The sequence below is a fragment of the Chryseobacterium sp. c4a genome, from assembly GCF_009900745.1.
Classification (GTDB): Bacteria; Bacteroidota; Bacteroidia; order Flavobacteriales; family Weeksellaceae; genus Chryseobacterium.
In genome coordinates this window covers 51,923-75,960 of the sequence record NZ_WXVU01000009.1, presented here as the reverse complement: position 1 = coordinate 75,960, position 24,038 = coordinate 51,923, and the positions used below count along the sequence as shown (strand labels likewise).

19 protein-coding genes are annotated in these 24,038 nt (G+C 34.9%); 8 read left to right on the top strand and 11 right to left on the bottom strand.

Features of this window, described 5'->3' with window-relative positions:
• Positions 1–8 precede the first annotated feature (8 nt).
• Positions 9–1,574 carry a serine hydrolase domain-containing protein gene (locus GTR01_RS13185; protein WP_160138297.1) on the bottom strand — a complete coding sequence of 522 codons (1,566 nt, stop codon included), beginning with the start codon at positions 1,572–1,574 and terminating at the stop codon, positions 9–11.
• Between the two features lie 152 nt (positions 1,575–1,726).
• Entirely contained in the window at positions 1,727–2,509 is a 783-nt protein-coding gene (locus GTR01_RS13180) for a hypothetical protein (RefSeq protein ID WP_160138296.1), read from the bottom strand.
• Positions 2,510–2,781: 272 nt separating this feature from the next.
• Here GTR01_RS13180 and GTR01_RS13175 point away from each other — a divergent pair, with 272 nt between their 5' ends.
• Positions 2,782–3,741 carry a hypothetical protein gene (locus GTR01_RS13175; protein ID WP_160138295.1) on the top strand — a complete coding sequence of 320 codons (960 nt, stop codon included), beginning with the start codon at positions 2,782–2,784 and terminating at the stop codon, positions 3,739–3,741.
• On the opposite strand, the gene GTR01_RS13170 is transcribed toward GTR01_RS13175, so the two are convergent.
• Together GTR01_RS13170 and GTR01_RS13165 are read right to left on the bottom strand one after the other, a co-directional pair.
• The gene (locus GTR01_RS13170; RefSeq protein WP_160138294.1) at positions 3,702–4,328 is read right to left on the bottom strand and encodes an NAD(P)H-dependent oxidoreductase; all 627 of its coding nucleotides are present in this window, start codon (positions 4,326–4,328) and stop codon (positions 3,702–3,704) included. The genes GTR01_RS13175 and GTR01_RS13170 overlap by 40 nt on opposite strands.
• Positions 4,325–5,281, bottom strand: coding sequence for an alpha/beta hydrolase (locus GTR01_RS13165; RefSeq protein ID WP_160138293.1), 957 nt, complete (start codon positions 5,279–5,281; stop codon positions 4,325–4,327). The genes GTR01_RS13170 and GTR01_RS13165 overlap by 4 nt, the downstream gene beginning before the upstream one ends.
• A gap of 84 nt (positions 5,282–5,365) precedes the next feature.
• Here GTR01_RS13165 and GTR01_RS13160 point away from each other — a divergent pair, with 84 nt between their 5' ends.
• Complete coding sequence (locus GTR01_RS13160) at positions 5,366–6,196, top strand: AraC family transcriptional regulator (RefSeq protein ID WP_185155130.1); 831 nt, start codon at positions 5,366–5,368, stop codon at positions 6,194–6,196.
• A 1-nt stretch (position 6,197) separates the two neighbouring features.
• Here the strand turns inward: GTR01_RS13160 and GTR01_RS13155 are convergent, their stop codons facing one another.
• Positions 6,198–6,431, bottom strand: a complete 234-nt coding sequence (locus tag GTR01_RS13155) for a hypothetical protein (RefSeq protein WP_123907777.1) — start codon at positions 6,429–6,431, stop codon at positions 6,198–6,200.
• Between the two features lie 249 nt (positions 6,432–6,680).
• On the opposite strand from GTR01_RS13155, the gene GTR01_RS13150 reads away from it, so the two are divergent.
• The 6 genes from GTR01_RS13150 to GTR01_RS13125 all read left to right on the top strand — a co-directional run bounded on the left by GTR01_RS13150 (position 6,681) and on the right by GTR01_RS13125 (position 13,365).
• The gene (locus tag GTR01_RS13150) at positions 6,681–6,980 is read left to right on the top strand and encodes a hypothetical protein (protein WP_160138292.1); all 300 of its coding nucleotides are present in this window, start codon (positions 6,681–6,683) and stop codon (positions 6,978–6,980) included.
• A 231-nt stretch (positions 6,981–7,211) separates the two neighbouring features.
• Entirely contained in the window at positions 7,212–8,414 is a 1,203-nt protein-coding gene (locus GTR01_RS13145; RefSeq protein ID WP_228452234.1) for a cryptochrome/photolyase family protein, read from the top strand.
• Between the two features lie 34 nt (positions 8,415–8,448).
• The gene (gene hemH / locus GTR01_RS13140; RefSeq protein WP_160138291.1) at positions 8,449–9,477 is read left to right on the top strand and encodes a ferrochelatase; all 1,029 of its coding nucleotides are present in this window, start codon (positions 8,449–8,451) and stop codon (positions 9,475–9,477) included.
• Between the two features lie 63 nt (positions 9,478–9,540).
• The gene (locus GTR01_RS13135) at positions 9,541–10,221 is read left to right on the top strand and encodes a MarR family winged helix-turn-helix transcriptional regulator (RefSeq protein ID WP_160138290.1); all 681 of its coding nucleotides are present in this window, start codon (positions 9,541–9,543) and stop codon (positions 10,219–10,221) included.
• Between the two features lie 253 nt (positions 10,222–10,474).
• Positions 10,475–12,511 carry a GMC family oxidoreductase gene (locus GTR01_RS13130; RefSeq protein WP_160138289.1) on the top strand — a complete coding sequence of 679 codons (2,037 nt, stop codon included), beginning with the start codon at positions 10,475–10,477 and terminating at the stop codon, positions 12,509–12,511.
• Positions 12,512–12,513: 2 nt separating this feature from the next.
• Entirely contained in the window at positions 12,514–13,365 is an 852-nt protein-coding gene (locus GTR01_RS13125; protein ID WP_160138288.1) for a cupin domain-containing protein, read from the top strand.
• Between the two features lie 208 nt (positions 13,366–13,573).
• Here the strand turns inward: GTR01_RS13125 and GTR01_RS13120 are convergent, their stop codons facing one another.
• The 6 genes from GTR01_RS13120 to GTR01_RS13095 all read right to left on the bottom strand — a co-directional run bounded on the left by GTR01_RS13120 (position 13,574) and on the right by GTR01_RS13095 (position 24,035).
• Positions 13,574–14,422: a universal stress protein gene (locus tag GTR01_RS13120; protein WP_160138287.1), complete on the bottom strand. Its 849-nt coding sequence runs from the start codon at positions 14,420–14,422 to the stop codon at positions 13,574–13,576.
• A 21-nt stretch (positions 14,423–14,443) separates the two neighbouring features.
• Complete coding sequence (locus tag GTR01_RS13115) at positions 14,444–14,893, bottom strand: MarR family winged helix-turn-helix transcriptional regulator (protein WP_160138286.1); 450 nt, start codon at positions 14,891–14,893, stop codon at positions 14,444–14,446.
• A gap of 518 nt (positions 14,894–15,411) precedes the next feature.
• Positions 15,412–15,891 (bottom strand): hypothetical protein, encoded by a 480-nt coding sequence (locus GTR01_RS13110; RefSeq protein WP_160138285.1) that lies wholly within the window; start codon positions 15,889–15,891, stop codon positions 15,412–15,414.
• A 78-nt stretch (positions 15,892–15,969) separates the two neighbouring features.
• Complete coding sequence (locus GTR01_RS13105) at positions 15,970–19,431, bottom strand: DUF6443 domain-containing protein (RefSeq protein WP_160138284.1); 3,462 nt, start codon at positions 19,429–19,431, stop codon at positions 15,970–15,972.
• A gap of 5 nt (positions 19,432–19,436) precedes the next feature.
• Positions 19,437–22,403, bottom strand: coding sequence for a hypothetical protein (locus tag GTR01_RS13100; protein WP_160138283.1), 2,967 nt, complete (start codon positions 22,401–22,403; stop codon positions 19,437–19,439).
• Positions 22,404–24,035 carry a T9SS type A sorting domain-containing protein gene (locus GTR01_RS13095; RefSeq protein WP_160138282.1) on the bottom strand — a complete coding sequence of 544 codons (1,632 nt, stop codon included), beginning with the start codon at positions 24,033–24,035 and terminating at the stop codon, positions 22,404–22,406.
• Positions 24,036–24,038 lie beyond the last annotated feature (3 nt).

The window sequence follows — 24,038 nt, the reverse complement described above, 5'->3', positions numbered from 1 at the left end:
GTAAGCAGCTAAGGGGTAGTATATTGATCGACTTTCTGAAGGGTAATTCCCCAGAAAAAGCCATCTGGAGGCAAAGAATCCCAATGATTGTAAGCGTGCCCGGAATCTGATTGATAGTGAAGCGTATATTTTCCTTCAGGGAGAATGATTACCTGATTTACTTTCTGATTTTTTAGAGCTCCTCCTGCATGAGAAGAAGGCTGATTTTGCATTTGCCATACCATTTTACCCGAACGATCTTCAATCCATCCATAATCACACCATGAAGTTCCATTTCCTGAACAGTTTTCTCCAGTACCCAATACTTTTATCGAAGTGGACTTTGGAAGAGTAAAAGAACGATTCAAATTCTTGTTAATTCCAACCTTTTGAATTTCTGCAATCATCTTTCCTCTTGGAATTATGGTCGTAGTAAACTTATTTTTTTTGCTGTATATTTCATAGAGCTTTTGTGCTTTTACGGTATCTCCATTCAGGAGAGCTATAGAGGCTTTGCTGATTAATTCTTTATTTTCCAGATCATGATCCGGATGTTTATTATGATCTATGAAGTAATGATAAAAAAGACTTCCAACTGGAGACATCATCAGATCTCCATCACCAAGTGGGAACGGCTGACTCAGTTTATCAGTATTACACATCACGGCTAAGGTTAGTTTCAGATAAGGCACCTTGACAAAGAGAGCAGATTCACCGTTGGTTTGTCCATAATGCCAATAATATTCTCTTCCTTTATAAGATTGTACAAACCATCCCAATCCATAAGGAATGAGTGAACCTGTATTTGTTTCGTTCGGGGTGAAAACCAATTTTTGAGATTTTTCAGAGATCAGCTGATGACGATCAATAGCATCTGAATACTTTAACAGATCCCCAACACTTGTAGCAAGTCCCCCAAATGCTCCAAATTCATTAAGATATTCTATTCGATTAATTTCCCTTGAAGAAGTGAGCTCATACGGTTTTGCAAGCCGGTCAAAAGTTGTAATGAAAAAGGGTAGAACTGCCGGGTTTATAGACGTGTATTCCTTCACTTGTTTTGGTGTGATGCAGGGCGCGGATGAGGTCATTGTAAGAGGAATCAGTATATTTTCTGTTAATAAGCGGTAAAAAGGAATACCCGACACTTTCTCTAAAATAGTCCCTAATAATCCAAACCGATATCCATTATACTGAAAGTGAGTTCCGGGAACTTCCTCAGAAGTATGAGTCAGTAAGTGTTTTACCGTAATTCTTGAATCGTTCAGATTGATTCCATATTTCTGTGCCGGATCATCCAATTTCAGTTTTCCTTGTTCTACCAATTGCATAACCAGAGTGGAGGTAAAAGTTTTGGTTACTGATGCTACACGAAAGGTAGTCTCGGGGGTAGCCGGAATATGTTTTTCTAGATCAGAGAATCCATACCCGCGTTGAAGTATTACCACATCATCCTGTTTTACAGCAACGGACATTCCTGGTATTTTTAATTGAGACCGAATAGAATCCAGCGCTGCACTGAATTGATCTACCTTTGCCTGTTGGGCGTGAAGTGCATTGACAATAATCAGAAACAAAAAAGTAAATTTTTTCATACGGCAAATCTGAACAGGTTAAAGAATACAATATTTGTCTAAATAAAACTAAACAGATTTTTCTTACTGCACAAGTGTAATGCATTGCTTTACAGTGAATAATAAAGGAGACCTTTTTTGGGGTCTCCTTTATATATTTTTCAGATTATATTCTATTCCCAGGTAAATGAATAGGTATATGTTTGTCCGTTGGAATGAGAATATTTTGCAGTAAGAGGGTAGTTCTTACTATCATATGTATACTCTATGTTGTATCCTGTTGCCGTACCATCTAAAAGATTATTACTTGATACAGATAATGTATTGTGCTCATGTTGGTAAACAAAAGGATCCAGTACCTTATCCCAAGCTATTGCATTATCTCTCATCCAGACAGAAACTTCTGTCTTTGTACCTGCAGCATTATAGACGGTTGAAATACTACTTCCATGAGCGTCCATATAGGTGATGTCACTTTTTGATACCAAATTTCCGATATTATCATAATACTGAACTCCAGTGAGATTATAGTTTGGCTTACCGGAATCGTTTGTATAATAGGTTCTTTGAACTAAAACTTCTTTTCCTGTAGACGGTTCTCTGGAATAGATTGATCTTTCAGAAATATATTTGCCGGAATAAGTGTAAGTATGGTAGTTGTAAAGTTTATTTTGTAGGTTATAAGTATTTCTTCTGGATTCAAAACCATTGGTATATTCTACTTTTGTAGTGCTGAAAAGACTACCATTACTGGAATAATTACCTATTTCGGAAATCTTATTATCACTGTTATAAGTAAATGTATATACCAGTCTATTGTCTTGTTTTACCGCAATAATTTTTTTTGATTGTACTGGTGGTTCAGGAACTACAGGCTTAGAAGCTGCTTCATCTGAACCTGAACTACAGGAAAAGAATAAGCCAACAGGCATTACCAGAAATAATATTTTTTTCATGTTTATAATTTTTGCAAAGAAAATACTTTTTTTCGAATTAACCTTCCCTGATCATGTATGAATCCATAATTTGTAACCAGGTTAGTATAAAAAATATTCTTATTTTTATCGGGCTCATAAAATAATTCTTTTGAAAGTGATTCTTCTTTTATTTAGTAATGAAATCTTTCTGTATTTAAAAAATGGAATGAGCAAAACAGCTTTTCTTAATGTATTGGTATGTATTCTGAAAAGAAACCTTCACTTTGGAGGTGTTATGTAAAGTGAAACTTATGAAAAAATATATTTTATTAGGGTTGATATTACCTTTGTTGGCTCATGCTGAGAAGAAAGCAGAATCTATTTTCTCTCATCAGTATATTTCTACAACCGTTAAAGACATTAAGTATTTAGAGAACGAATCTCGTTATGGGGTTTATGTCTATAATACGAACTGTTCTTTTGAAATTTTGATTAATGATATTCCTGTTATAAAATATAGTGATACTTCAGGGAGTGGTTTGGCTGGTTCTTATTTTCCGCTGAATGAAGGAATCAATAAAAAAGGGACTCAAAGAATCAGTATTAGAATGACTCCAGGATTTAATAAGGATCAAAATACCCTAAACACTCAGTTTTCTCCCGACTCAGGAATGAAGATGAAGATTGTAAAATCACTGAAAAATAAGACGGGTAGCTGGGAAGAAAGTGATGTACAAAGCTATTCCACTTTTAAAAAGAAAATGGCGGCTAACAATATATTTGAAGATAAATTTACCTTCTTTGCTGATATTCCTTACCATGTAGAAACGTTGGAAAATGCCGATGTTTTACAAACTACAGACCCGGATAAACTACAGACTATTGAACAAGAAGTTGTTGCTAAATATAATAAGATAAGAAATATTTATACAAGTGGCTCCTGGAGTGCACTGGCTAATATCTATTACAATAGAGAAAAGAGAATTGCAAAACAATTGTACCTGTTACCAGATGAGATAAAAGATCGATGGAATCATGAATATGTATTCAGAACAAACACGGATATTGCTTTTTTTGATGTGAAACCTATTGAAAATTATAAAATAACTTTTTATGCAGAAGGTAAAATCGTATGCTTACAGGAAATAAATGACGGAAAATCAGCACTTAGGGGTGATTTTAAAAGAAAAGGCAAGGATAATGTAACGAATACATACATTACCCTTTATCTTTATCGTCCTAAAGGTACTTCTTTACTGGAAGTATATTGAGACTGCTTTATAGCATCTACAATAGCCAATTCTTTAATCGTATCGAGCCATTCCGTTCTGTCTTTTTCACTTAATTCATATAAAGGGCCTATAAAGTGATTTTCAACAGAGGAAACGCCGCAGTATTCCAATATTCCCTTTTTGAGCTGGATAAGCCCGCTGGATTGATATTCTTCTTCATATATCTTGAGGGATAGATCGCCCGCTGTTGTAATAATCCTGGCTGATTTTGCGTTTAATAAACCTTCACTGCTGCCTTTTTTATTGCTTCTAAAAGTGATGCCCGGGAGAAATGCTCTGTCAAAGAATCCTTTCATGATGGCAGGCATTCCCAGCCACCAAACAGGATGTATCCATATCTGATGATCGCTCCACTGGATATCTTCCAGAGCCTTTATCAGATCAGGTTCCAATTCCATTCGCTGGCGATATCCAAATTGAAGATTAGGATTGAAATTCAGAGTTCCAAGGGCAATATATCGTACTTCTGCACCAGAAGCTATTGCAGAGCTTATATAAGAATCTGCGATGGCGGCATTAAAGCTTTTCTGATCCGGATGTCCGTTAATGACGACTATTTTTTTCATAATGTTTGATTTAAAATATGTTTGAATAACTCGATTTGTTGTTTGTAAAAAGAATCAGATAGTGCGCATGGAAAGAAATCAAAAGCATGTACAGCGCCTTTAATTTCCAAGAGATTCACAGACACTCCTGAATGCTGTAATTTTTTAGCATATTCTTTTCCTTCATCTTTTAAAGGATCAAGTTCACATACAATAAGTGTGGTATCAGGAAGGTTATTAAAGTTTTTTTCCTGTAATGGAACGGAATATTGCGGGGGATGGATCATTTCCTCTGGCAAATAATGCTTCCACATCCACTTAGTTGTATTTTTTGTCTGCATAGGAGCATGAGCAAGTTCATGCATGGATGAGGTTACTAACAGATGATCGGTAGGTGGGTATAATAAGTATTGATGACGGATTTTGATTGTTTTTTTGTCCCTTGCATAATGGGTTAATGACGCTGCAATTGTTGCTCCGGCACTGCTTCCGCCAACCATAATATTATTTTTATCACCACCTATCTGTTCTGCAAATTTAGATAGCCATAATAGAGCATCATAGCCATCTTCCATGGCAGCGGGGAATGGATGTTCAGGAGCTAGCCGATAATCAACGGAGACAATAACAGCATTAATGTCCAAAGCTAATGGAAAGAATATGAAATCATATTGTTCTGGTGTTCCATATATAAATGCGCCGCCGTGGAAATAAAGTAATATGGGTAGATTTTCTTTTTCTTTAGGTTTGTAAACTCTTAGTCTGATGCTTCTTTGGTCTTCAGAAGAAGAAATGTGGATATTTTCTACTGATAATGATTGTGGACTAGATAAAGGTTCATCTTCTATCATTACCTTCATTTCTTCTTCCCTGATTCTGGCGGGATCTTGTGCTAATAGTGCTTCGTAATCGATCTTGCTAAATGGGCTGTCTATCATGACTTTTAGTAAATCCGGATCTATTCTTTCTTGCATTGTTTTTATTTTGTAAGGCAAAAATAGACTGATAAACTAGGTGAAAACAGGTATATTTTAAGCTTATTTAGGTAACTTTGTTGTATGGCAAGAGAAAATATATACCAATCCCTTGAAGTTTTTTATGAAAAGATCGATCAATGCCCTTTAAAGGATAGACAGTTTAACTTTTTTGAGTTAGTGTATGTAATCTCCGGTATTGGAGATCATATTGTGAATGAAAATAAAATTGCTTTTTCTCCCGGAGATATGTTTTTGATTACCCCCAATGATTGTCATGGTTTTGATCTAAATGGAATTTGCGAATTTATGGTCGTTCGCTTCGGAGAAAATTATATCAAAGAATACCAATGGAAAAGTATAGACCACATCGAATGTCTTTTGTATTATGCTTCCCATTTATCCGGGTCTGTTCTTGTAAATAATGAGGATAAAAAAATGATCAGCCTGCTGATACAGAATTTAAGACAGGCCATAGAACATGATTCAGTATATAATGAGGATCTTACCCGCCATCTGGTGAATGCTATTATTGTGATTGCAGCCAGAAATATTGCAGTGATCAAACCGGAGAATCTTTCTTCCCATGCAGATGTCCGTATTCTTCAGATTCTGGATTATATTCAGGAACATATACGTCATCCCAAGCTATTAAAAGTAGAAACCATAGCCAATGAATTTGGACTATCATCTACTTATTTAGGGAGTTATTTCCGTAAACAATGTAATGAATCTATTCAACAATATATTTCTTCCTATAAAATCCGGCTGATAGAACATAGATTACGTTTCAGTGATAAAAGAGTTCACGAAATTGCCGATGAATTTGGATTTGCTGATGAAAGCCACATCAATAAATTTTTCAAAAGACATAAAGGGAAAAGCCTTAAAGCATATCGGCTTGAAGTGGCTTAGATTAAAGTGCATTAAACACTTCCATAATCGCCTCAATAAGTCCTTTTTCTATCTTTGATTCTGATGAGGTATCCTGTACCATAGCCCGCATATTGCCTTCGTCGTCCCGCTCAAAAACAACTTCGTTACCATTCACATCTACATAGAATTTATAACCATAAGTGAATGTAGCCAATTTTACATTGAAAAGTTCTTCTTTGCCTTTATAGGTTACAGGTAGTTCAAATTCCTCCATGAGTTCGGGTGCTATATATTTAATGGGGGCAAAGTTCGGAAATCTTGGGCTAAATTTATCATGTTTAAGGGCAAGTCTAGCTGCTGTTTTAGTAAGATGCTCATTATGAGTGGTATTACGAAGACTAATAGAAGAGAAAAAGATATTTTATATTACTGCTGAACCAGTTTTATCATTTTTTTAACATGATAATTATTTTTTAGGCATGGATATTGTTTATTTATATACCAATTACTAAAATATTATATTATGAATAATTCAGATTATAACAAAGCGGAAAATGCAGTAGATGAAACAAAAAAAACTTTAAAAAATGCAGCTGATGAGGCGAAGTGGAAGATCAATGAATTGGCAGATAAAGCTAAGGATTATATCAATGAAAAAAGAGATAGTGATCAGGAAGCAACTCAGGAAGGCTGGTTAGATAGAGTGAAATCAAATGTTTCCGATGCATGGGAAGATATTAAGGATAAAGCTGATGAAGCATGGGAAAAGACCAAAGATGCCGCCGAAGATGTGAAAGCAGAATGGAGAAAGAAAACCAATTAAGTTAGTTTAATAAAGGCCGGAATTGAAAAATTCCGGCCTTTTTTTATATGTTATTTAGTTTATTTATATCTTATTTTGGGCTGTTAGTGAGGCTATTCATTAGATATTGATTGATGTTTAATGATCATTCTGCATAAATACTGGTATATTAATATTCTTTTTATTTATTAAATAGTATATTTGTATTTTATTTTTTGAAACAAGCATACGACTTCTTTAAATAGATACATCATGAATAAAGTGAATGTTTTTTGGTTCAGAAGAGACCTTAGACTGGAGGATAATATGGGGCTTTATCATGCGCTTAATGCAGGGTTAAAGGTTATTCCGATTTTTATTTTTGATCAAGAGATACTCAATCGGCTTCAGAATAAACAGGACAGAAGGGTAGATTATATTCATCAGGCTTTACAACGAATTCATAATGACTTGAAGAAATATAACAGTGGACTTCATGTTTACTATGGAACTCCAATGGATGTTTTTAAAAAAATAACGGAAGATTTTACGGTTGATACAGTCTTTTCAAACAGAGATTACGAGCCACATGCCATACAGCGGGATCGGCAGATCGCTGATTTCCTGTTGATGCATCATATTCTATTCAGGAACTTTAAAGATCAGGTCATATTTGAAAAAAATAATATTTTGAAGAATGATCTTTCTCCATATACCGTTTTTACTCCATACTCAAAGAAATGGAAAGAAAACCTGAGCAGTATAGAATCGGTTGCTCCAAACATGGAGAATTTTGCAGACTATAATGGAACTTCAGAAATTATTTCACTGAAAGAAATTGGATTTGAGAAGACAGATCTTGACTTTGCAGAACCGGAACTTGACAAAAAGATAGTAGATTCTTACGGTGATTATAGAGACTTTCCTGCATTGGATCGTACGACTCATCTTGGTATTGCCCTTCGTTTTGGAACCATTTCCATAAGAAAATGCGTGCAATATGCTGTTAAACATAATGAAACATGGCTTAATGAGCTTATCTGGAGAGAGTTTTTTATGCAGATTCTGTACCATTTCCCAAGTGTTGTTCATCATTGTTTTAAAAAGAAATATGAGAATATAGTTTGGAGGAACAACGAAACAGAGTTTAAGGCATGGTGTGAAGGGCGAACGGGATATCCGATTGTAGATGCCGGAATGAGGCAGCTTAATGAAACCGGATTGATGCACAACAGAGTAAGGATGATTACAGCAAGTTTCCTTACCAAACATTTGCTCATTGATTGGCGGTGGGGAGAAGCCTATTTTGCTGAAAAACTCTTAGACTATGCTTATGAACAGACAAAAAAATTTGATAAAGATCTCCAATATATCAGAAAATGGCTTCCTGAAGAATATGCGGAAGAACCCATTGTAGAACATACAAAAGCCAGAGAGCGGGCATTGAAAGCTTATAAGGACGCATTGGCAGAATAACAGATGAGACTATTAATAAATAAAATACATAACATTGGCTAAAAAAGGAATTTTGTTGATCAATCTTGGGTCTCCGAGATCAACGGCGGTAGAAGATGTAAAAGAATATCTGGATGAATTCCTGATGGATGAAAAGGTAATTGATTATCGATGGATTTTTCGAGCACTTTTGGTTCGTGGAATTATTTTAAAAACCCGACCTGCAAAATCAGCGGAAGCTTATAAAACCGTATGGACAGAAGAAGGATCTCCTCTTATTGTTATCACAAAAAAGATACAGCAAAAACTGCAAAAGGTAGTTGATATACCAGTTGAGATCGGAATGAGATATGCGGAACCCAGTATTGAAACGGGAATCAGAAATCTTGTTGAAAAAGGAATCACGGAAATTGTTTTATTTCCCCTTTATCCGCAATATGCAATGAGCACCACAGAAACAGTGATTGAAAAAGCGGAAGAGGTAAGAAAGGCGAAGTTCCCTGGTATAAGAATCAATTATGTGCAGCCTTTTTATAATCGGGATGTATATACGGACTGTTTAGCAGAAAGTATCCGCGAGAAGCTTCCTGAAAATTTTGATGCCTTATTGTTTTCTTACCATGGTGTTCCTGAGCGGCATATTTATAAAACAGATCGAACAAAAACATGCAATATGAATGATTGCTGTCATAAAGATACCCATCCAAGTCATTCATTCTGTTATCGTCATCAATGCTTTAATGCCACAGATCGGGTCATCAAAAAACTTGAATTGCCAAAAGATAAAGTCATTGTTTCTTTTCAATCCAGATTAGGAAAAGACAAATGGATAGAGCCTTATACAGATCATACGCTAGAAACTATTCCCGAAAAAGGAATTAAAAATCTTGCGATTGTTTGTCCTGCATTTGTTTCCGACTGTCTTGAAACTCTGGAAGAAATTTCTGTTGAAGGAAAAGAGCAGTTTCTGGAAGCTGGGGGTGAGAATTTCACTTATATACCTTGTCTGAATGATGAAGATCGTTGGATTGAAGTGATAAAAACCCTATGTGAAGAACAGCTTAATCAATTCTATTTACTATAGTTTTGATGATATATTGCGTAGTTCTTTAAGGAATTAGGTATTTTTGTAAACTATTTAGCGGATATGAATTATACACTTATTAAAGATTTTGTAGACCTACTGCAAGAGTTTGAAACCGAAATCCAGGCATGTCCTGATTTATATCCAGAAAATATTCAGGGCTTTAAAGCATGGATTTCCAGTAAAGAAAATACTGAGCAAAAAAATAACTCAGAAGAACCCTATTGGGAAGGTAAGGAAAACGGAAGAACCCCGGAAAGTGCAATAAGTACATTACTTGTTCATCTTAACCGATATGCGAAAACCTATTCAAAATCAGCAATTTCAGATTCGGAATTTTCTACACAGGAAGACTTTATTTATTTGATTAATTTGAAAGCTTTTGGAGAAATGACCAAGATGGCTCTCATCAAGAAGAATATCCAGGACAAACCTGTAGGAATGCTTATTATTGCAAGACTTCTACGCCAGGGACTTATTGAGCAGATGGATTCTGATGTAGATAAACGCAGTAAATTAATCCGTATTTCTGAAAGAGGACTGATGATTTTGGAAAAACAAATGGATAAGATTCGCCAGGCTACCCATATTGTTGCAGGAAATCTTAATCACAGCGAAAAAATGGAGCTTATACGTATTCTTAATAAACTGGATCGTTTTCATTATCCTATTTTTTCACGAAATATCCATTCTGAAGAGCTTATCAATACAGTCTATGATGAATATTCATTTCAAGTGAAGTAGAAACATAAATTTCTCCTGAAGCCCAATTGTATTAAAAGACTTAATTAATTTTATTATATAAATCGCCAACTGGTAACAGTTGGCGATATTTTTTTGGAAAATAGGTATAAAATAAAATATGATTATTTCGCATTAATTATTGATTATATGTATAAACTCGGTATCATAAATTAGGTATAAATACTTAGTTTATATCTTTTTGAACCTATTATTTTTATCCCATCATATTAATCCATAAAAAAAACTAATAACTATGGGAAATTTTGCATCATCTAGAAACCTAGGCAATGGATATCCAACTCCGGGCCCTCAGCGTCCTGATATTCAGGATATCATGAATCACGCTTATTTCTTGACGGAAGGTCAATGGAAAGAAGCAAGAGAAAATAATTCTTATGATTATATCGTAATTGGCTCAGGCTTCTGTGGATATGCCTTCGCTAAAAGAATTTTAGAAAAAGACAAAGAAGCTACCATTCTAATGATTGAAAGGGGAGGATTCTTATTGCCAACTCATTTTCAGAATTTAGGGGCAAGCTATAAGAAACTGGTTGGGCCAATCTCTGAAACATTTCCTTGGAGCTTATCTCAATCTACAATGCTTGAAAAGGCACCTTATCGGGTAACCCAGCATGGGATGTTACCTTATTTTGGGGGGAGAAGTTTCTTGTGGAGTGCCTGGTGTCCGCAACCCGAAGCAGAGCAAGCTGAAAAATGGTCTCCGGAATTATTTAAATCTCTAACAGAAAAGAATGGTAAAACATCTTATTTTGATGATGCCATCGAGTTATTGCATGTTCATAAGTCTAATAGTTTACCTTTTGTGAAAAACTTAAAAAAATTAAAGGGACTGGATTTGGAAGACAATTTGAGTAAATTACAACTACCAGAATATGGGGCATTGCAAGATGCTATTTACAATAAATTTTATAATAATAGAGAAAATTTTAACTCGAATGTTGATAACGGAAATCGTACCGGAGCTCACCTGATGAAGGTTGAATACGCTTCTCTGGCTTGTGGTGATGGTGAGAATAAAGGGATTGATTTTAATAAGTTCTCTACTCCAACTGCGATTCTGAATTTGGTAGATAGTACTGCATTTGATACTAAAGATCCTGTTGCAGAGAAAAGACGAAAAGAAAGAAATAATATGTATCCAAACAGGTTGCATATTGTTACAGAATGTGTCGTAGAAGAGATTTTGAATGAAGATAATAAAGCTTATGGCTTATCAACAACAAGAGGGACAATAGCATTGAATGATGCGGAATTGATCGTAGCAACCGGAGCGCTGCCTCCTGCTACGCTGATTCAGAAATCATTCAACCATCAATTAGCGGGTCAGCATTTTACGGCTCATACGATTTCTGCAATAACGGCCAGAGTAGAGAAGTATAAGTTTTTGGCGCTTTTAGGACAAGATTCGATTTCAGAAAATGACAATTTACAGATGGGAGCTATCTACCTGCCATTCTTTGCGAAAAATAAGCAGCAGTTTCATATTCAATTGTCTATTATCCATGATCCTAACCCGAATAAGAATAGAGAACTTGCTATGCGCTATATGCCGGATGTTGTATCTACAGCCTCTCCTGAACAATTGGCAGACTCAGAAAACCATGTGATATTAGTGTGTGCTATTCTGGGAGAATTAGATATTCATAATAAAGAAGCCTATTTTCATGCTAATCATGATCATGATGTTACAACTGCTAGTGTTCTGCGATGCAATCCAAGCTCAATAGATAAAGAGACATGGGATGATATGGGGAAAGCAACCTATGATATTCTTGATTTCTTATTTGGTGATCCTGAATATTGGTATAGTGATTTGAACTATTATCAAGAGTCTCAATTAGGAAAGGATGTGGTCAAAGATTTGGAGGAACGCTCTAAAATGCAAAACTCTTGGGTAAATAAAGATAAACGTACGGCTTACCCACACGTTCCGGCAATGGTACACGAAGGTTCTACACTGCCTATAGTAAATAATAATGATATTGATCCTGTAGTAAATTTAGAGTATCAACTGATAAATAGAGGAACACCTGTATCCAATTTATTTATAACAGGAGCATCATTATGGGCACAAAGTGGTGCCTGGAATCCTACTTTGACTATGACGGCAATGGCATTACAATTAGCTGATAAACGAATTGCTGCGAAAAAAGCAGGTAAGGCAGTGGATGCTAAAAAAGAAAGTATCAATGGTGAAAAAAAACATATTAATGGTAATACTATTGGGTCTAATGAAGTTTTTTCTTTAATGGATCAATCTAAATTTTAAACATGATGGATAATATCGAAACTATTCTACCTGTAGAAATTGGTCTGGATTCAAGTCCTGTATTAAATATGGACGGTGTCTATACTTGTGTAAAAGATGTGGATTCCAGATTTGTATATTGTAATGAAAACTTTGCCCAATTAGTGGGAAGCTCTGTCTCTGCTATTATAGGGACGATTGATGACAGAGAGCAGCATGTAAAGGATGATGAAGCGGTAAGAAAGTCTGGAGTACCCTTATTGAATCATCGCGAATTGATAGAATTGCCAAACGGATCGCAACAGCCTATTCTTACACAAAAAGGGTTATGGCGATGCCCGACAAATGAATTCGAAATTTTAGGAACCACCGTTAACTTCGCATTGCAAAAAACTAAAGAAGCGTGGATTAAAGAATTGGGACTTAAATTGGTAGATCGTGTAGGTTATTTTGGCATTGATCATACTCATGAAGCAGACAAAGATAGTACCTATTCTTTGAATTTTATTCTGATAGATAACCATCCAAAGTTAAAATTGCATAAGCTTACGATGGACGAGCAATGGTTTTTTCATGATGGCTCAGCATTGCAAATTTATATTTTCGATTTGGAGAAAAAGACAGCAACGGTTAAAGTGATAGGCCGGAATACCAATAAAGGGGAAAAATTACAAGGTATTGCTCCCAAAAATACATGGTTTGGTGCCAAAGTCGTAAATGAAGATTTTAATTTAAGCAGTTGTAGCTTAGCACCAGGTTTTCATGAAGGCTGCAGTACATCTTTACCAGTAGATGACAAGGATCGCAAAACTTTTTTAGATCATTTAAAACAAGTTTTTCCAGAATACATTGCTATAATAGATGAACTCTCTTAAATAGTGAAAGTTTATTTCATTTTGAAAATAAATATGAGGAAGCCTGCCTGAAGGGAAGTATGGGTTGTGAACTCTATATTTCAGAAAGCAGGTTGAAAATAAAAAGAGAATCCGTTTCACTATTTGTGAGACGGATTTCATTTTTTATCATTATTATTTTCAGCTATCTTAAAAGATGGTTTCAAAAACTGATTTTTACATCTAAGTTTTATTTCAAAATCAAAACAGGTAAATTGGTGTTTTGATAAAGGCCTTCAGAAATACTTCGGTTTGCTAAATAATAAAGGAAACTATGTCTTCCCGGTAAAGCAATAATAAGATTCGTATTGTTTGAAACAGCAAAAGTTAAAATCCCGTTGATCACATTGTCATCATAGGAGTAATGGATACTGCTGGGAATTTCTGTTAAATGCTGATGAATATAGTCTTCAAGTTCTTGCTTCTTATCAGGGTTGATCTCTGTTTTTTCTTTAGTATTGATATTCAGAAATGATAAGTGTAGATCCTGTTTCTGAATAATTGACTTGTGCTGAAACAGTCTTTCAAGCTTTTTAACCCCATTCACATCACAAGGAATCACAATATTCTTAATATTGCTGTATTGATAGCTATTGGGAACTATCAGGGTTTTAACGGGACTTGTTCTTGCAATACTGATAATATTATCGGACACAAAGCTTTCGGTAGTGGAAGTAGAATCATCACTTCCTAAAATGATCATTTCAATGGATGGCTGATTTTTCAATACTTCATTGATACTTCTTGTCAGCGCCCAATCACTTAACAATCTGGAGACTTTTATCTCCGGTGAAATCTCTGTAACAATTTTAATTAGCTGATCAAATCGTAATTCTGTTCTCTCTAAAAGATTATTGACACTTTCTTCATTGACGAATGAGTGACCTTCTGCAATATGCAGATAATCAAATTCAGATTCTCCGGCAATTTTTAAAAGAATAATGTTTTGATAATTATAATTTTTTGCCCATTCTGCGGCTACTTTTACAGCATTTTCTGTAGTAGATGTAAAGTCAATAGGGACGAGGATTGTTCTCATGTTGTCTATTTTAAATCCTGATTATTCTAAATTGGCAGTCATTTTTTTTATTAAAAGAAGAGCTTTGTTAATTTCATCTTCATGAAGATCACCTGCCGCCTTTTTATACAGCTCCAGTGCCCATGGATACACTTTTTCTACAAGCTTTTTCCCTTTTAAAGTAAGGAAGATCTGCTTGTTTCTTTTGTCATTTTTATAAGCAACCCGTTCTACCAGTTCTCTTTTTACAAGGGCATTAATAAGATAGGTGATGCTTGATTTATCTTTACTTACTTTGTTGGCTATTTCCTGTTGATTGATCCCATCATTGCGGGATAGAAGTCCAAGGATTTCAACCAGCTCAACGGAAAGATCCGGATCATACTCATTCACGCAAGCCTGAATTTTTTGCCGTAAACGACTTTTCATTTCAGTCATTGCCCAGCCTAGTTCTAAGGCGAGTTCGGAAAGGTTATTTTGTTTCTCAGACATATCTTTTCTAATAAGGTGAAATTTCAGTTCCCAGAGTGATACTTCCTAACAAATGTACGGAAAATTAGTTTTAATTTCAACTAATTAGGTGTAAAATGTTAGTGAATAGGTTTTTAAATGAATAAAGAGATTTGTGGAATTGCTTGTGGTAGTCAATCAGGTTATTGTTGAAAAGAAAGATAGGAGTAAAAAATCCAGCCTTAGTTCAAAAGAAGGTTGAAAGAAAAGTAGGAGAGATAGGATAGAAGTGATGGCGAAATTAGTGGTGGAGTACGGAAAAATGTAGTAATGAGGTTTTAATAGCAAAGAGATCTTTTAAGTCATTTTTTATTTAGCAGCACGAGCAAGATGTTCGCGCTAGCGAGGAAATAGGGGTAATGGATGATATTTTTTATTTTTTAAAGAGTATTATTACAAATAGAAATTATATATGAGTTAAGGATTAATAAATATAAGAGTAAAACCCTAGCTAAATACATGGATTTTACTCTTATTATAATTTTTGTTATTAGAATTAGTTATCTCTCTTCATATTGTTTTAAAACTTTTCTTTTCATATCTTCACTTGGCCACAATTCAATTCTGTAGTAATCATTATCTGTTTCATTTACCAAGTCAGATTCTTTCACAGTAAGAAGGTTTGATGAATATATTCTTACTCTATATTTTCCTGGTTTAACAATTAATAGTAACTTTTTATGAATATGCGGGCAGTCCAATATTTTCAATTTTCCAGATTGAATATTAATTCCTCCTTCTACAATATGGTCATATTTATTATAATCAATGTTTGTATTGGAAGTTTCTAGAATTTCTATTTCTCCTTTTATATTACCATAACTTTGGGTAAAAATAACTAGAGAATTTTTTTCAATTTTCAACCTACTTTTATAGGAGCTAGAATCAAAATCTATTATGTTATTTAAAAAATCAGCATTATCACTACTAAGATAGAACTGGTTATATTCAGTATAAAATTTAAAATGTTTTATTTTCATTTTTTTTATATTCTTAAAAGAAAATATAAATAACCCTATTAGAATTAATATTAAAAGGTTCTTCATACTTACAAATAATTAAATTGCTACTCTAGTGCCAAAATAGGTTACAAATATTAGTATTCCTGCAGCCCCCATTACTGGCCAAAACTTCATGGGAACTGTTGGATGAGAAACATCAGGAAATCTAGGTATTGGTATTTGCTTTGGCGATGACTCTAATGCCTCTTGCTTTACATCTTCAGGTTCTCTATTTTTTGGTACAGGGATGACCATAAAAGCATCTCCTGTTTTTAATTTTCTATATAAGGGTGCTAATGCTAATAACCCTTGGCCAATTCTGTTTTCTTCAGAAGGAACATAAGCAATGTTTGCACCTTTTCCCCCTTCAAAAGTGGAAGCATAGGGATATTCATCTCTATCAAATCCCGGTTTAGTAGGATATCCAGAAGTTGCTTCCGTTCTTCTTTTTCTACTTCGTGTACGATCAGAATCATAATGTAATACATTTTGTTTCCCTTTTCTGAATGAATCTAAAGTGTGTCGATAAATATTAGGTGTTGTGGATTCCATAACAAAATGAAATCCTTTAATATGACTTCTTCCAGATGAAGACATATTTTGTTGTAGATAAGCAAACATTGTTTGCGCATCTTGCCCAGTAAATTGTACTCCTCCTGTAACATTCAGAATATCTTTTCCATCTGGATCAACATATTTTATAGGATTATTTATAGCATAATTATAAGGAGTCCAGCTTCTATACTTTTCAGTTCTTTCATCTAAGACAAACCAACGTCCTAAATCGGCCATATACTGGCGTGCACCATAATCATACATCCCAGTTTCCTGAAGCTCCTTTCCGTTATATCTGTATTGATATGAAGTGTTTAATAGAGATGAAGAATTATACCTTTCATGCTTTAATCCAAACGGATAATAATTGTTTTCCTCAATGATTTCTGCTCCTCCAGATGCTCCTTTGGTGTAACTTAATCGTACATTTCCCAGATGATCTGTATAGTTGTAAATATACTGGTTTTTTGTTAAATCAAAATAACCTTCAGAGGTAGGAATAAATTGTAAAATATTGTTTTCATACTGAAAGCCATTTAGGTAATCTACAGTTTTACTTCCGAAAACCTTTTTTAGCTTTTGTCCGCTGGCACTATAGATATACGATGTATTTCCAATTGATGATGTAATGTTATTAGGTATATTCAGGAAATTATAAGAAATATTGGAGATTCCTTTGTCTAACAGATCTTTCATATTTCCATTAGCATCGTAACTAATCGCATTTTGTAATGCATTATATCCTGAAGGATTATTAGCGATACCACCAGGAAGAGTAACTCTTTCAAGTTGATTACTCAACCCTCCGTTTTTATAATTATAGATGAGGTTGTCAATTTGCTCAGCAGTGGCTCCGAAAGATGGTCTTGAGTAACGGGCGAGGGTTTTTATATTTCCATTAAGGTCATAGGTCATCAATTCGTTATAATAATTATTCTCGATAATTGATGAACTTGGTTCTGTATAAATACCAGCAGAGAGTCTGCTTAGTGAATCATATGAATAGTTATATCTTCTTTGAATACCATCATTTGCTGTCTTCCAGTCAATTTCGGAGATATTGCCATTGTACTTTGCAGGAACAATGTTGGAATATTCAGGATTTTGATATTTAATGGCATATCCAAATAATTTTCCACTCAGCGCATAAGGGTCATTGATGAAGGTTAGCCAACCTCTGATGTTGTATAAATAATCAATGCTTTGCAGGTTGTTTCCAGTCTTCTTATTGGTAAGCTCTGATTTTTCATTATAGGTATTTTCAGCTAAAAGCTCTTGGGGTTGACTATTTATCTGGTGCCAGTGTTTTTTGATTCTATTTTGATGATCATATTCAAAGGTTTCGGTAATGATCTTTTCAGCATCAGAACTTAGCCTTTTATGGCTAGTAATAGTTTTTTTTGGAATTCCTGTAAAATCCAGATCCGTTTCTGTTTTGGTGTAGCCATTGAGGTGATTCACAGAATGAGTACCTATGATTTTTCCTTGGGTATTATACCAGATAAAATCGCGCGTCCAGTTGTCATCTTCTATGTTCTTTATAAAAGAAGCTACGGGTAAGCTTTTAGTTGACTTGGTGTTTTGACTATCTGTTAAAAGATTCTGTGCAAAAGTATTGGGGAAAGCTGGTGATCCGGCAGGATAAGTATCATAATAATTGATGCTTAATACTTTAAAATTTGTCGTTGGATAAGCATCAGTATTACTGTAAAATACATCCATCCCACTGTTGTTCCAGCTGGAAGTAGTTTGTGACTCTATGTTTAAGCCTGCTGCCTCTACAGCTGTTACTTGTTGATTTCTGCCTGCCGGACTGTCTAAGATACCAGTATAGATAGGGCGGGAAAATATATCATACTTGGTGAAAAACCATTTTCCCTGAGTACGAAGATTTGCATCCTGGGTTAAAACCAGTCTGTCAGCTTTGTCATACACCATATATTCCCAATCTTTTCCAGGAATTTTCTTTTCAACAAGTCTTTTCTGACCATCATACCTATATTGATAGCAAAGGTTGTTTAATGTTGCTTCGTCTGTTACAGAGGCAAGGGGCGGTATAACATAGGCTAATTGATTATATTCATTATATACATAATAAGTATCTGCCGTTTGAGATGTATTTAATTCTTTTCTTACAAGAATTGTTTGCCCCTGACCATTTTTGAATTCTACAGTTTTATTACCATCTTCATCCGTCACTATATTTTTGTATAATACTCCTGCGTTATAAGTTCCTGTCTGGCTGATAGCAGAATTGGAAGATCCATTTGACCAAGTTGTGGTAGTCACATATTTTTTTACTTCTCCTGTAGCATTAGCATCGTAATCATACTTTATCGGCTTACTGCTCCATGCATTTCCGACTTGTTTTTCCTCAAATATTCTGTCTAAAGGAGAATTTTCCAGAATTTTTTCTGAAAAGGCTTTTTCTCCTGTAAAAACCCCAGTAGGATCTCCAACAGGAAAGTCTACAAGGCTGTAGTTTTGATTGTATATTGTTCCATTAGAACTGGACTGTTGCGGTATAGGAAGGTAATCTCGTGTTTGTCTTCCAAACTGGTCATAAATAATAGGAGTAACAATATCTTTCCCTGTAGGGGAAGCTTTGATATTGATGACCTGTTTAGGTCTTCCCAGCCCATCAAAATACTGAATGGTTTCTGTCTTCTTGGTACAATTGGCATCCAGACATTGGGTAGCCAATATGTAATTTTCTCCGGGGCTCATTCCTGTAGACGGGGTAGGATCTATGGGAGTAACAGTGCCACCTCCTTGATTGGGACTTAAATAAGCATGAAATGTTCCTACATTACTTGCGGTCACTCTGAATCCGGACAGAAACCTAATGCTGGTAGGAGCAGTAATTACTTTGTTTTGTTCAGTAACTACCGTATTGAGACTTATCTGGGAAGGCCATAAAGAAATTCCCAACAGCCATACTATGAATTGAAGTATCTTTGTCATTATAATTAGTTTTTATAGTTGTACTTGAAGGTTTTCAATAGTTTACCGGTAGCAGAGTCCTGACGAATCTCTTTCAGTCGATTAGCTGAATCATAGATATATATTTCTCTGATTCCTGAAGGAGGAGTAATGCTTGTAACCCCAATTAAAGGATTATAGGAGTAAGTTGTAATCTGGTAATTTGACAAATTTGAATTACTTCTAAAAGCATCGAGAGCAGTGAGCAATGTCTGCTCAGAATCATCTGTCCCCTGTTGCCCATCTGTATCGGCTGCTGAAACAATTGTATTAATAAGAGACTGTGGAATATCTGAAATTTTTACTCCTTCTATTTTAGCAATGGGTTGGGATTGATTATATCCCCAAACAATTGTAACAGGCTTAAGCCCTTTTTCTGAATACTGAAGAATATTTCCTTTGTTATCATATTGGTCATAAGTAGCTTCGGTATTTAGTCTTGTTGGGTTTTCCAGGTCTATGCTTTTGACGAAATTGGGTAATGGTAATCCTGTGGTATTAGCATTAGCTTCTGATTGGTTGGAAGGATAATTAATGATTACATTAGATTGTATTTTTGTAATCCCGTTTTCTGTTTTAGTTACTTGAGTTTCTAAAGGAATACCTACCATATATTTATCAATTAAATATTGATTTCCCTTTTCAGTGGAATATTGATAATTTGTTTGTGAAGTAGAATGATCGGAAAAATAAGTAGTTTGAGTTTTTAGATTATTATATAATGTAATATCATTGTAATTTGATACTATTTCTTTACTTATTTTCTGCCCATTTTTTAAAACTAAAGTTTCCTTTCTTTTCTTAGTGTTAACCCATCTGTTAGGAAGTAAATATTCGCCCACAGAATAAGCATCTAAATTTTGATCATAATAATAATCATTTTGGAAAAATTCAGGTAAATAATCTCTTCTTGCTGTATAATTTTTGATGATTTTGTAGTCTTTGAATTCATATTCCAAATCCAAAAACCTTTTTACAAGGAATTGATTGGCGCTTACTTCTCCCTCATAGGTATGAAACATTAAGTTGGCAAACCAGTAATAATCAGAATTTGGGGTATAATAACTTAAATCTCCAAGAACGGTTTGAGTGGATCGGTCTTCTGTAGCCCAATATTCTTTTGTTGTAAATTTGGAGTTATTGATGAGTTCAGTAACATTTTCGTATGCGATAAAATCTCCTTGAAATGGTTGTGTTGTGTATCTTTTGTTAGAATTGATTTTATAGAATTGATCAATGTAAAAAGGTGCTATTCCATATTCCCCAACTGCGCAATTAGGATCATGTCCTGATTGATATACTGAAGTTACATGACCTCCAAAATTATCATCGTCAGAAAATAATGATGATACTTTTGCAAAATTAATTTTGTTTTCAATTGAGTCAAACTGTGCTTTATTATAGATATATTCTTTTGTAATTCTATCGGTATCATTACTCCATAGCTCAACTTTTTTTGTTCTTACTCCATAATAATTTGACTCTATTTGATTTTGAGGGTTTTTAATAATGGTATTAGGCTCATAAATGATACTTTCGTTGCCTCCTGTCGGATATTGGATGTTTGTTAATAGTCCATAGGAGGATTCAGGATAATGAGGAGCTCTGTTGGCTGATGGAATAGGAGGAATTTGCCAATCACCAGGGTACCAGATTGTGAATAATGCTTGTATTTTAGGGATAAATTCATCAGGAAAGAAGTTCGAATTATTTGTAATCCCATTATAAAGCCCCATAATGTCCTGGTTATAAGAAAAACGAGGTGGAAGTAATGCTTCGTTGTTGTATGTAAAGTAGTATTTTTGTTCTAATGTCTTTCCTACTGATACTTTTTGTAAAAAATATCTTATAGGAGTTCCAACATCATCCAAGCTTGTTATACTACTATTGTTTCCATATTTTGAATAATCAAATTTTATTTTATTAATAAGAATATTATTAGACCCTTTGATTTCAATATTGTCAAGAAGTTTATCAGATGTAATATCTTCCCTTGCTATATATGAATAATCAACTACAAAATCAGAAGATGTCACCTTAGTGAGATTTTTTGTTTGTGCTATCTTAATTCTTGTACAATTATTGTGATTGTAGACGCGTGGTATGATATGCCCATTACACGGGCGATCCTGTGAATAAGCCTTATTTTTAATTGTAAGTGTTTCACTTTTGTCTTCTATATATGAATTATAGATGTTTTCATAAGAAAAAGTAATGTTTTTTTGACCTGTTGCACTCTCCATTTTTGTTAAAAACCATGCTGTTTTTAGTTGAGGAGTTGCAGGACTTTCTTCCATACATAAAGTATTGAAAGCAGTATATTCAATATTATTATTGGTTCCATAATAATATTTTGTTCCATCTTGTAATGTGATTATAAAATGAGAAAAATCTGTTCCAATGTCTATTTTTAATTTTTCGTTATAATTGACTTGTTGAGCCTTTCCGTTAAGAATTACAAAGCTTCCTGTTAACCCAAAAATATTATAATAAAATAAATCAGATTCACCATCTATTCCTACTTCCTGGCTTAAATTTTCAATAGTGTGGTAATCATTTACCGTATAATGTCTGGGACTTCCTTGTAAACTTTCTAGTTTTGTACCAGTTTCATCAGGAAGTCCTCTGATTTGCCTGTATATTACAGAGGTAAAATTATTATTCCATAGTAAACCTATTCTGCTTCCCCAGTCATTTACTTTTAATCCGTTACTGGAATAGGAAATGTTCATGTTATATTTTAGATTTCCTGATGATAGACTAAAGAGCTTTATTGAGTTATTATATCGTCCCTTATTGTCTACGCCTGAATCATTTCCATACTTTCCTAAAGAAGCTACAGATGCAGTAGGTGTTATTGTTTTATCAACCAGTACACTTGTTAACTCAGAATTCTGCCCAAATAAATAATGAGTTGCTGTCATTGATAAAAGTGTTAATAATATTGTTTTCATTTATTTCTTTATCAGTTTAGCATTCGCAGTTTTATTCGTATCAGTCTTAATGACCACCAGATAAGCTCCCTGTACCAAAGCCTGAATATTAATTTTAGTCACTTTATTTTGGGTTTTCAGATTTTGGATTTGTCGTCCGCTCATGTCATAAAGCATGATGTCGGCTTCTTTGAAATCAAAACCGATTTCTACGTAAGCATAGTCTGAGACAGGATTGGGGTAAATTTTGATGTCGTAGGTAGCGATCATTTGTTTAATTTGCTGGTCGCCAAGTTTTACAATTTTCCAGTTTTCTTTTCCCAGTTCATCAGCACTGGTTCCTGCTACCAGGATAGAACCGTCTCGATTTAATTTCAGATCTGCAAGTCTTTCTTCTTTTTTTCGGGATTCACCTTTGACGTGTTTTCTCCATTGTTCATTGCCGTTATTGTCCAGATAGAGCATCCAGAAGGTTTCATCGTCTGTTTTTATTCTGCCTTCAGCCTGAGTATATCCTCCTAAAAGAATACCCGTAGAGGACTTATCATCTGCTGAATGAAGTACACTGATGCCCATAAGGATATCACGATTACCGAAGTTGTAGGATTTTTGCCACTGTTCGTCACCTCTTTCATTAAGGGATATCAACCAAAGATCAGTTCCTTCTTCAATGCTTACGGTTTTGTTTCCAGTTTTGTCTGATCGGGATTCACCACCGATGAGGTATCCGGAAGAGGTAAGGGCTAAAGTTCTGATATGGTCATCATCTTTTCCACCGAAATTTTTTTCCCATTCTACTTTTCCATTTTTGTCCAGTTTGACGATCCAGTAGTCGCCTTCACCGAAGTTGCTGCTTGCTTTTCCGGTTCGGGATATGGGGTTCGAGTTTTGAACGTTTGACGCGGATCCCGCATCTCGCGTCCCGGAACGTTTCTCAGATCCCGAATCACGAACCTCGGAACTCCTAGAATAAATCCCCAGAAGAGCTCCGCCGTCTTTCGTAGGAATCATTTTTTCCACCTCATCAAGACCTTTTCCTCCCAAAATCAATTGGGAAATTTCTTTTCCGTCTTTGTCTAACCTGATAATCAAAGCATCTTTTGAACCATACCCTTTGGATGAGTTTTGGGTATTGCCGGCTACAAAAAATCCTAAATCTGTCGTTTGGATAACAGCTTTAGCTTCTTCATCGGAAGAGCTTCCTAATGTTTTCTGCCATAGTTCGTCTCCAAATTCATTGATTCGGACTAGCCAGATATCTGAGCCCCCTTTTGAATCATCTTTTTTATCTAATCCTTTGCCTGAATAGGATGTTCCTGCCAGGAGAAAACCTCCCTCTTGTGTGGGAACAGAAGCGGACAGGTAATCATGATTTTGACCTGCGAAAGATTTTTCCCAAACCTGTTCTCCTTGTTGATTGAGTTTGATCACATGAAAATCATAGCCGTTATTTTGTTGTTTTCCAGCTTCCTGTTTTTCTTTTCCCGACTGAATATTACTTCCGGTAATGAGATACTGCTGATCGATGGTGGTGATAATTCCGCTCAAAAAATCCTGTGAATTGGATTTGATGTCCTTCTGCCATACAACATCCTGAGCGTACAGGCTGGCAATGGTGCACAGAATACATGTGCTGGTGTATAGTTTTTTCATAAT

What these genes read in the sequence shown, in the direction of transcription:
- GTR01_RS13110 (WP_160138285.1), bottom strand. Translation starts at nt 15,891, where the DNA reads ATGAAAATAAAACATTTTAAATTTTATACTGAATATAACCAGTTCTAT.
- GTR01_RS13145 (WP_228452234.1), top strand. Translation starts at nt 7,212, where the DNA reads ATGAATAAAGTGAATGTTTTTTGGTTCAGAAGAGACCTTAGACTGGAG.
- GTR01_RS13105 (WP_160138284.1), bottom strand. Translation starts at nt 19,431, where the DNA reads ATGACAAAGATACTTCAATTCATAGTATGGCTGTTGGGAATTTCTTTA.
- GTR01_RS13115 (WP_160138286.1), bottom strand. Translation starts at nt 14,893, where the DNA reads ATGTCTGAGAAACAAAATAACCTTTCCGAACTCGCCTTAGAACTAGGC.
- GTR01_RS13185 (WP_160138297.1), bottom strand. Translation starts at nt 1,574, where the DNA reads ATGAAAAAATTTACTTTTTTGTTTCTGATTATTGTCAATGCACTTCAC.
- GTR01_RS13095 (WP_160138282.1), bottom strand. Translation starts at nt 24,035, where the DNA reads ATGAAAAAACTATACACCAGCACATGTATTCTGTGCACCATTGCCAGC.
- GTR01_RS13175 (WP_160138295.1), top strand. Translation starts at nt 2,782, where the DNA reads ATGAAAAAATATATTTTATTAGGGTTGATATTACCTTTGTTGGCTCAT.
- GTR01_RS13180 (WP_160138296.1), bottom strand. Translation starts at nt 2,509, where the DNA reads ATGAAAAAAATATTATTTCTGGTAATGCCTGTTGGCTTATTCTTTTCC.
- GTR01_RS13130 (WP_160138289.1), top strand. Translation starts at nt 10,475, where the DNA reads ATGGGAAATTTTGCATCATCTAGAAACCTAGGCAATGGATATCCAACT.
- GTR01_RS13165 (WP_160138293.1), bottom strand. Translation starts at nt 5,281, where the DNA reads ATGCAAGAAAGAATAGATCCGGATTTACTAAAAGTCATGATAGACAGC.
- GTR01_RS13100 (WP_160138283.1), bottom strand. Translation starts at nt 22,403, where the DNA reads ATGAAAACAATATTATTAACACTTTTATCAATGACAGCAACTCATTAT.
- GTR01_RS13155 (WP_123907777.1), bottom strand. Translation starts at nt 6,431, where the DNA reads ATGGAGGAATTTGAACTACCTGTAACCTATAAAGGCAAAGAAGAACTT.
- GTR01_RS13120 (WP_160138287.1), bottom strand. Translation starts at nt 14,422, where the DNA reads ATGAGAACAATCCTCGTCCCTATTGACTTTACATCTACTACAGAAAAT.
- GTR01_RS13170 (WP_160138294.1), bottom strand. Translation starts at nt 4,328, where the DNA reads ATGAAAAAAATAGTCGTCATTAACGGACATCCGGATCAGAAAAGCTTT.
- GTR01_RS13135 (WP_160138290.1), top strand. Translation starts at nt 9,541, where the DNA reads ATGAATTATACACTTATTAAAGATTTTGTAGACCTACTGCAAGAGTTT.
- GTR01_RS13160 (WP_185155130.1), top strand. Translation starts at nt 5,366, where the DNA reads ATGGCAAGAGAAAATATATACCAATCCCTTGAAGTTTTTTATGAAAAG.
- GTR01_RS13150 (WP_160138292.1), top strand. Translation starts at nt 6,681, where the DNA reads ATGAATAATTCAGATTATAACAAAGCGGAAAATGCAGTAGATGAAACA.
- GTR01_RS13125 (WP_160138288.1), top strand. Translation starts at nt 12,514, where the DNA reads ATGATGGATAATATCGAAACTATTCTACCTGTAGAAATTGGTCTGGAT.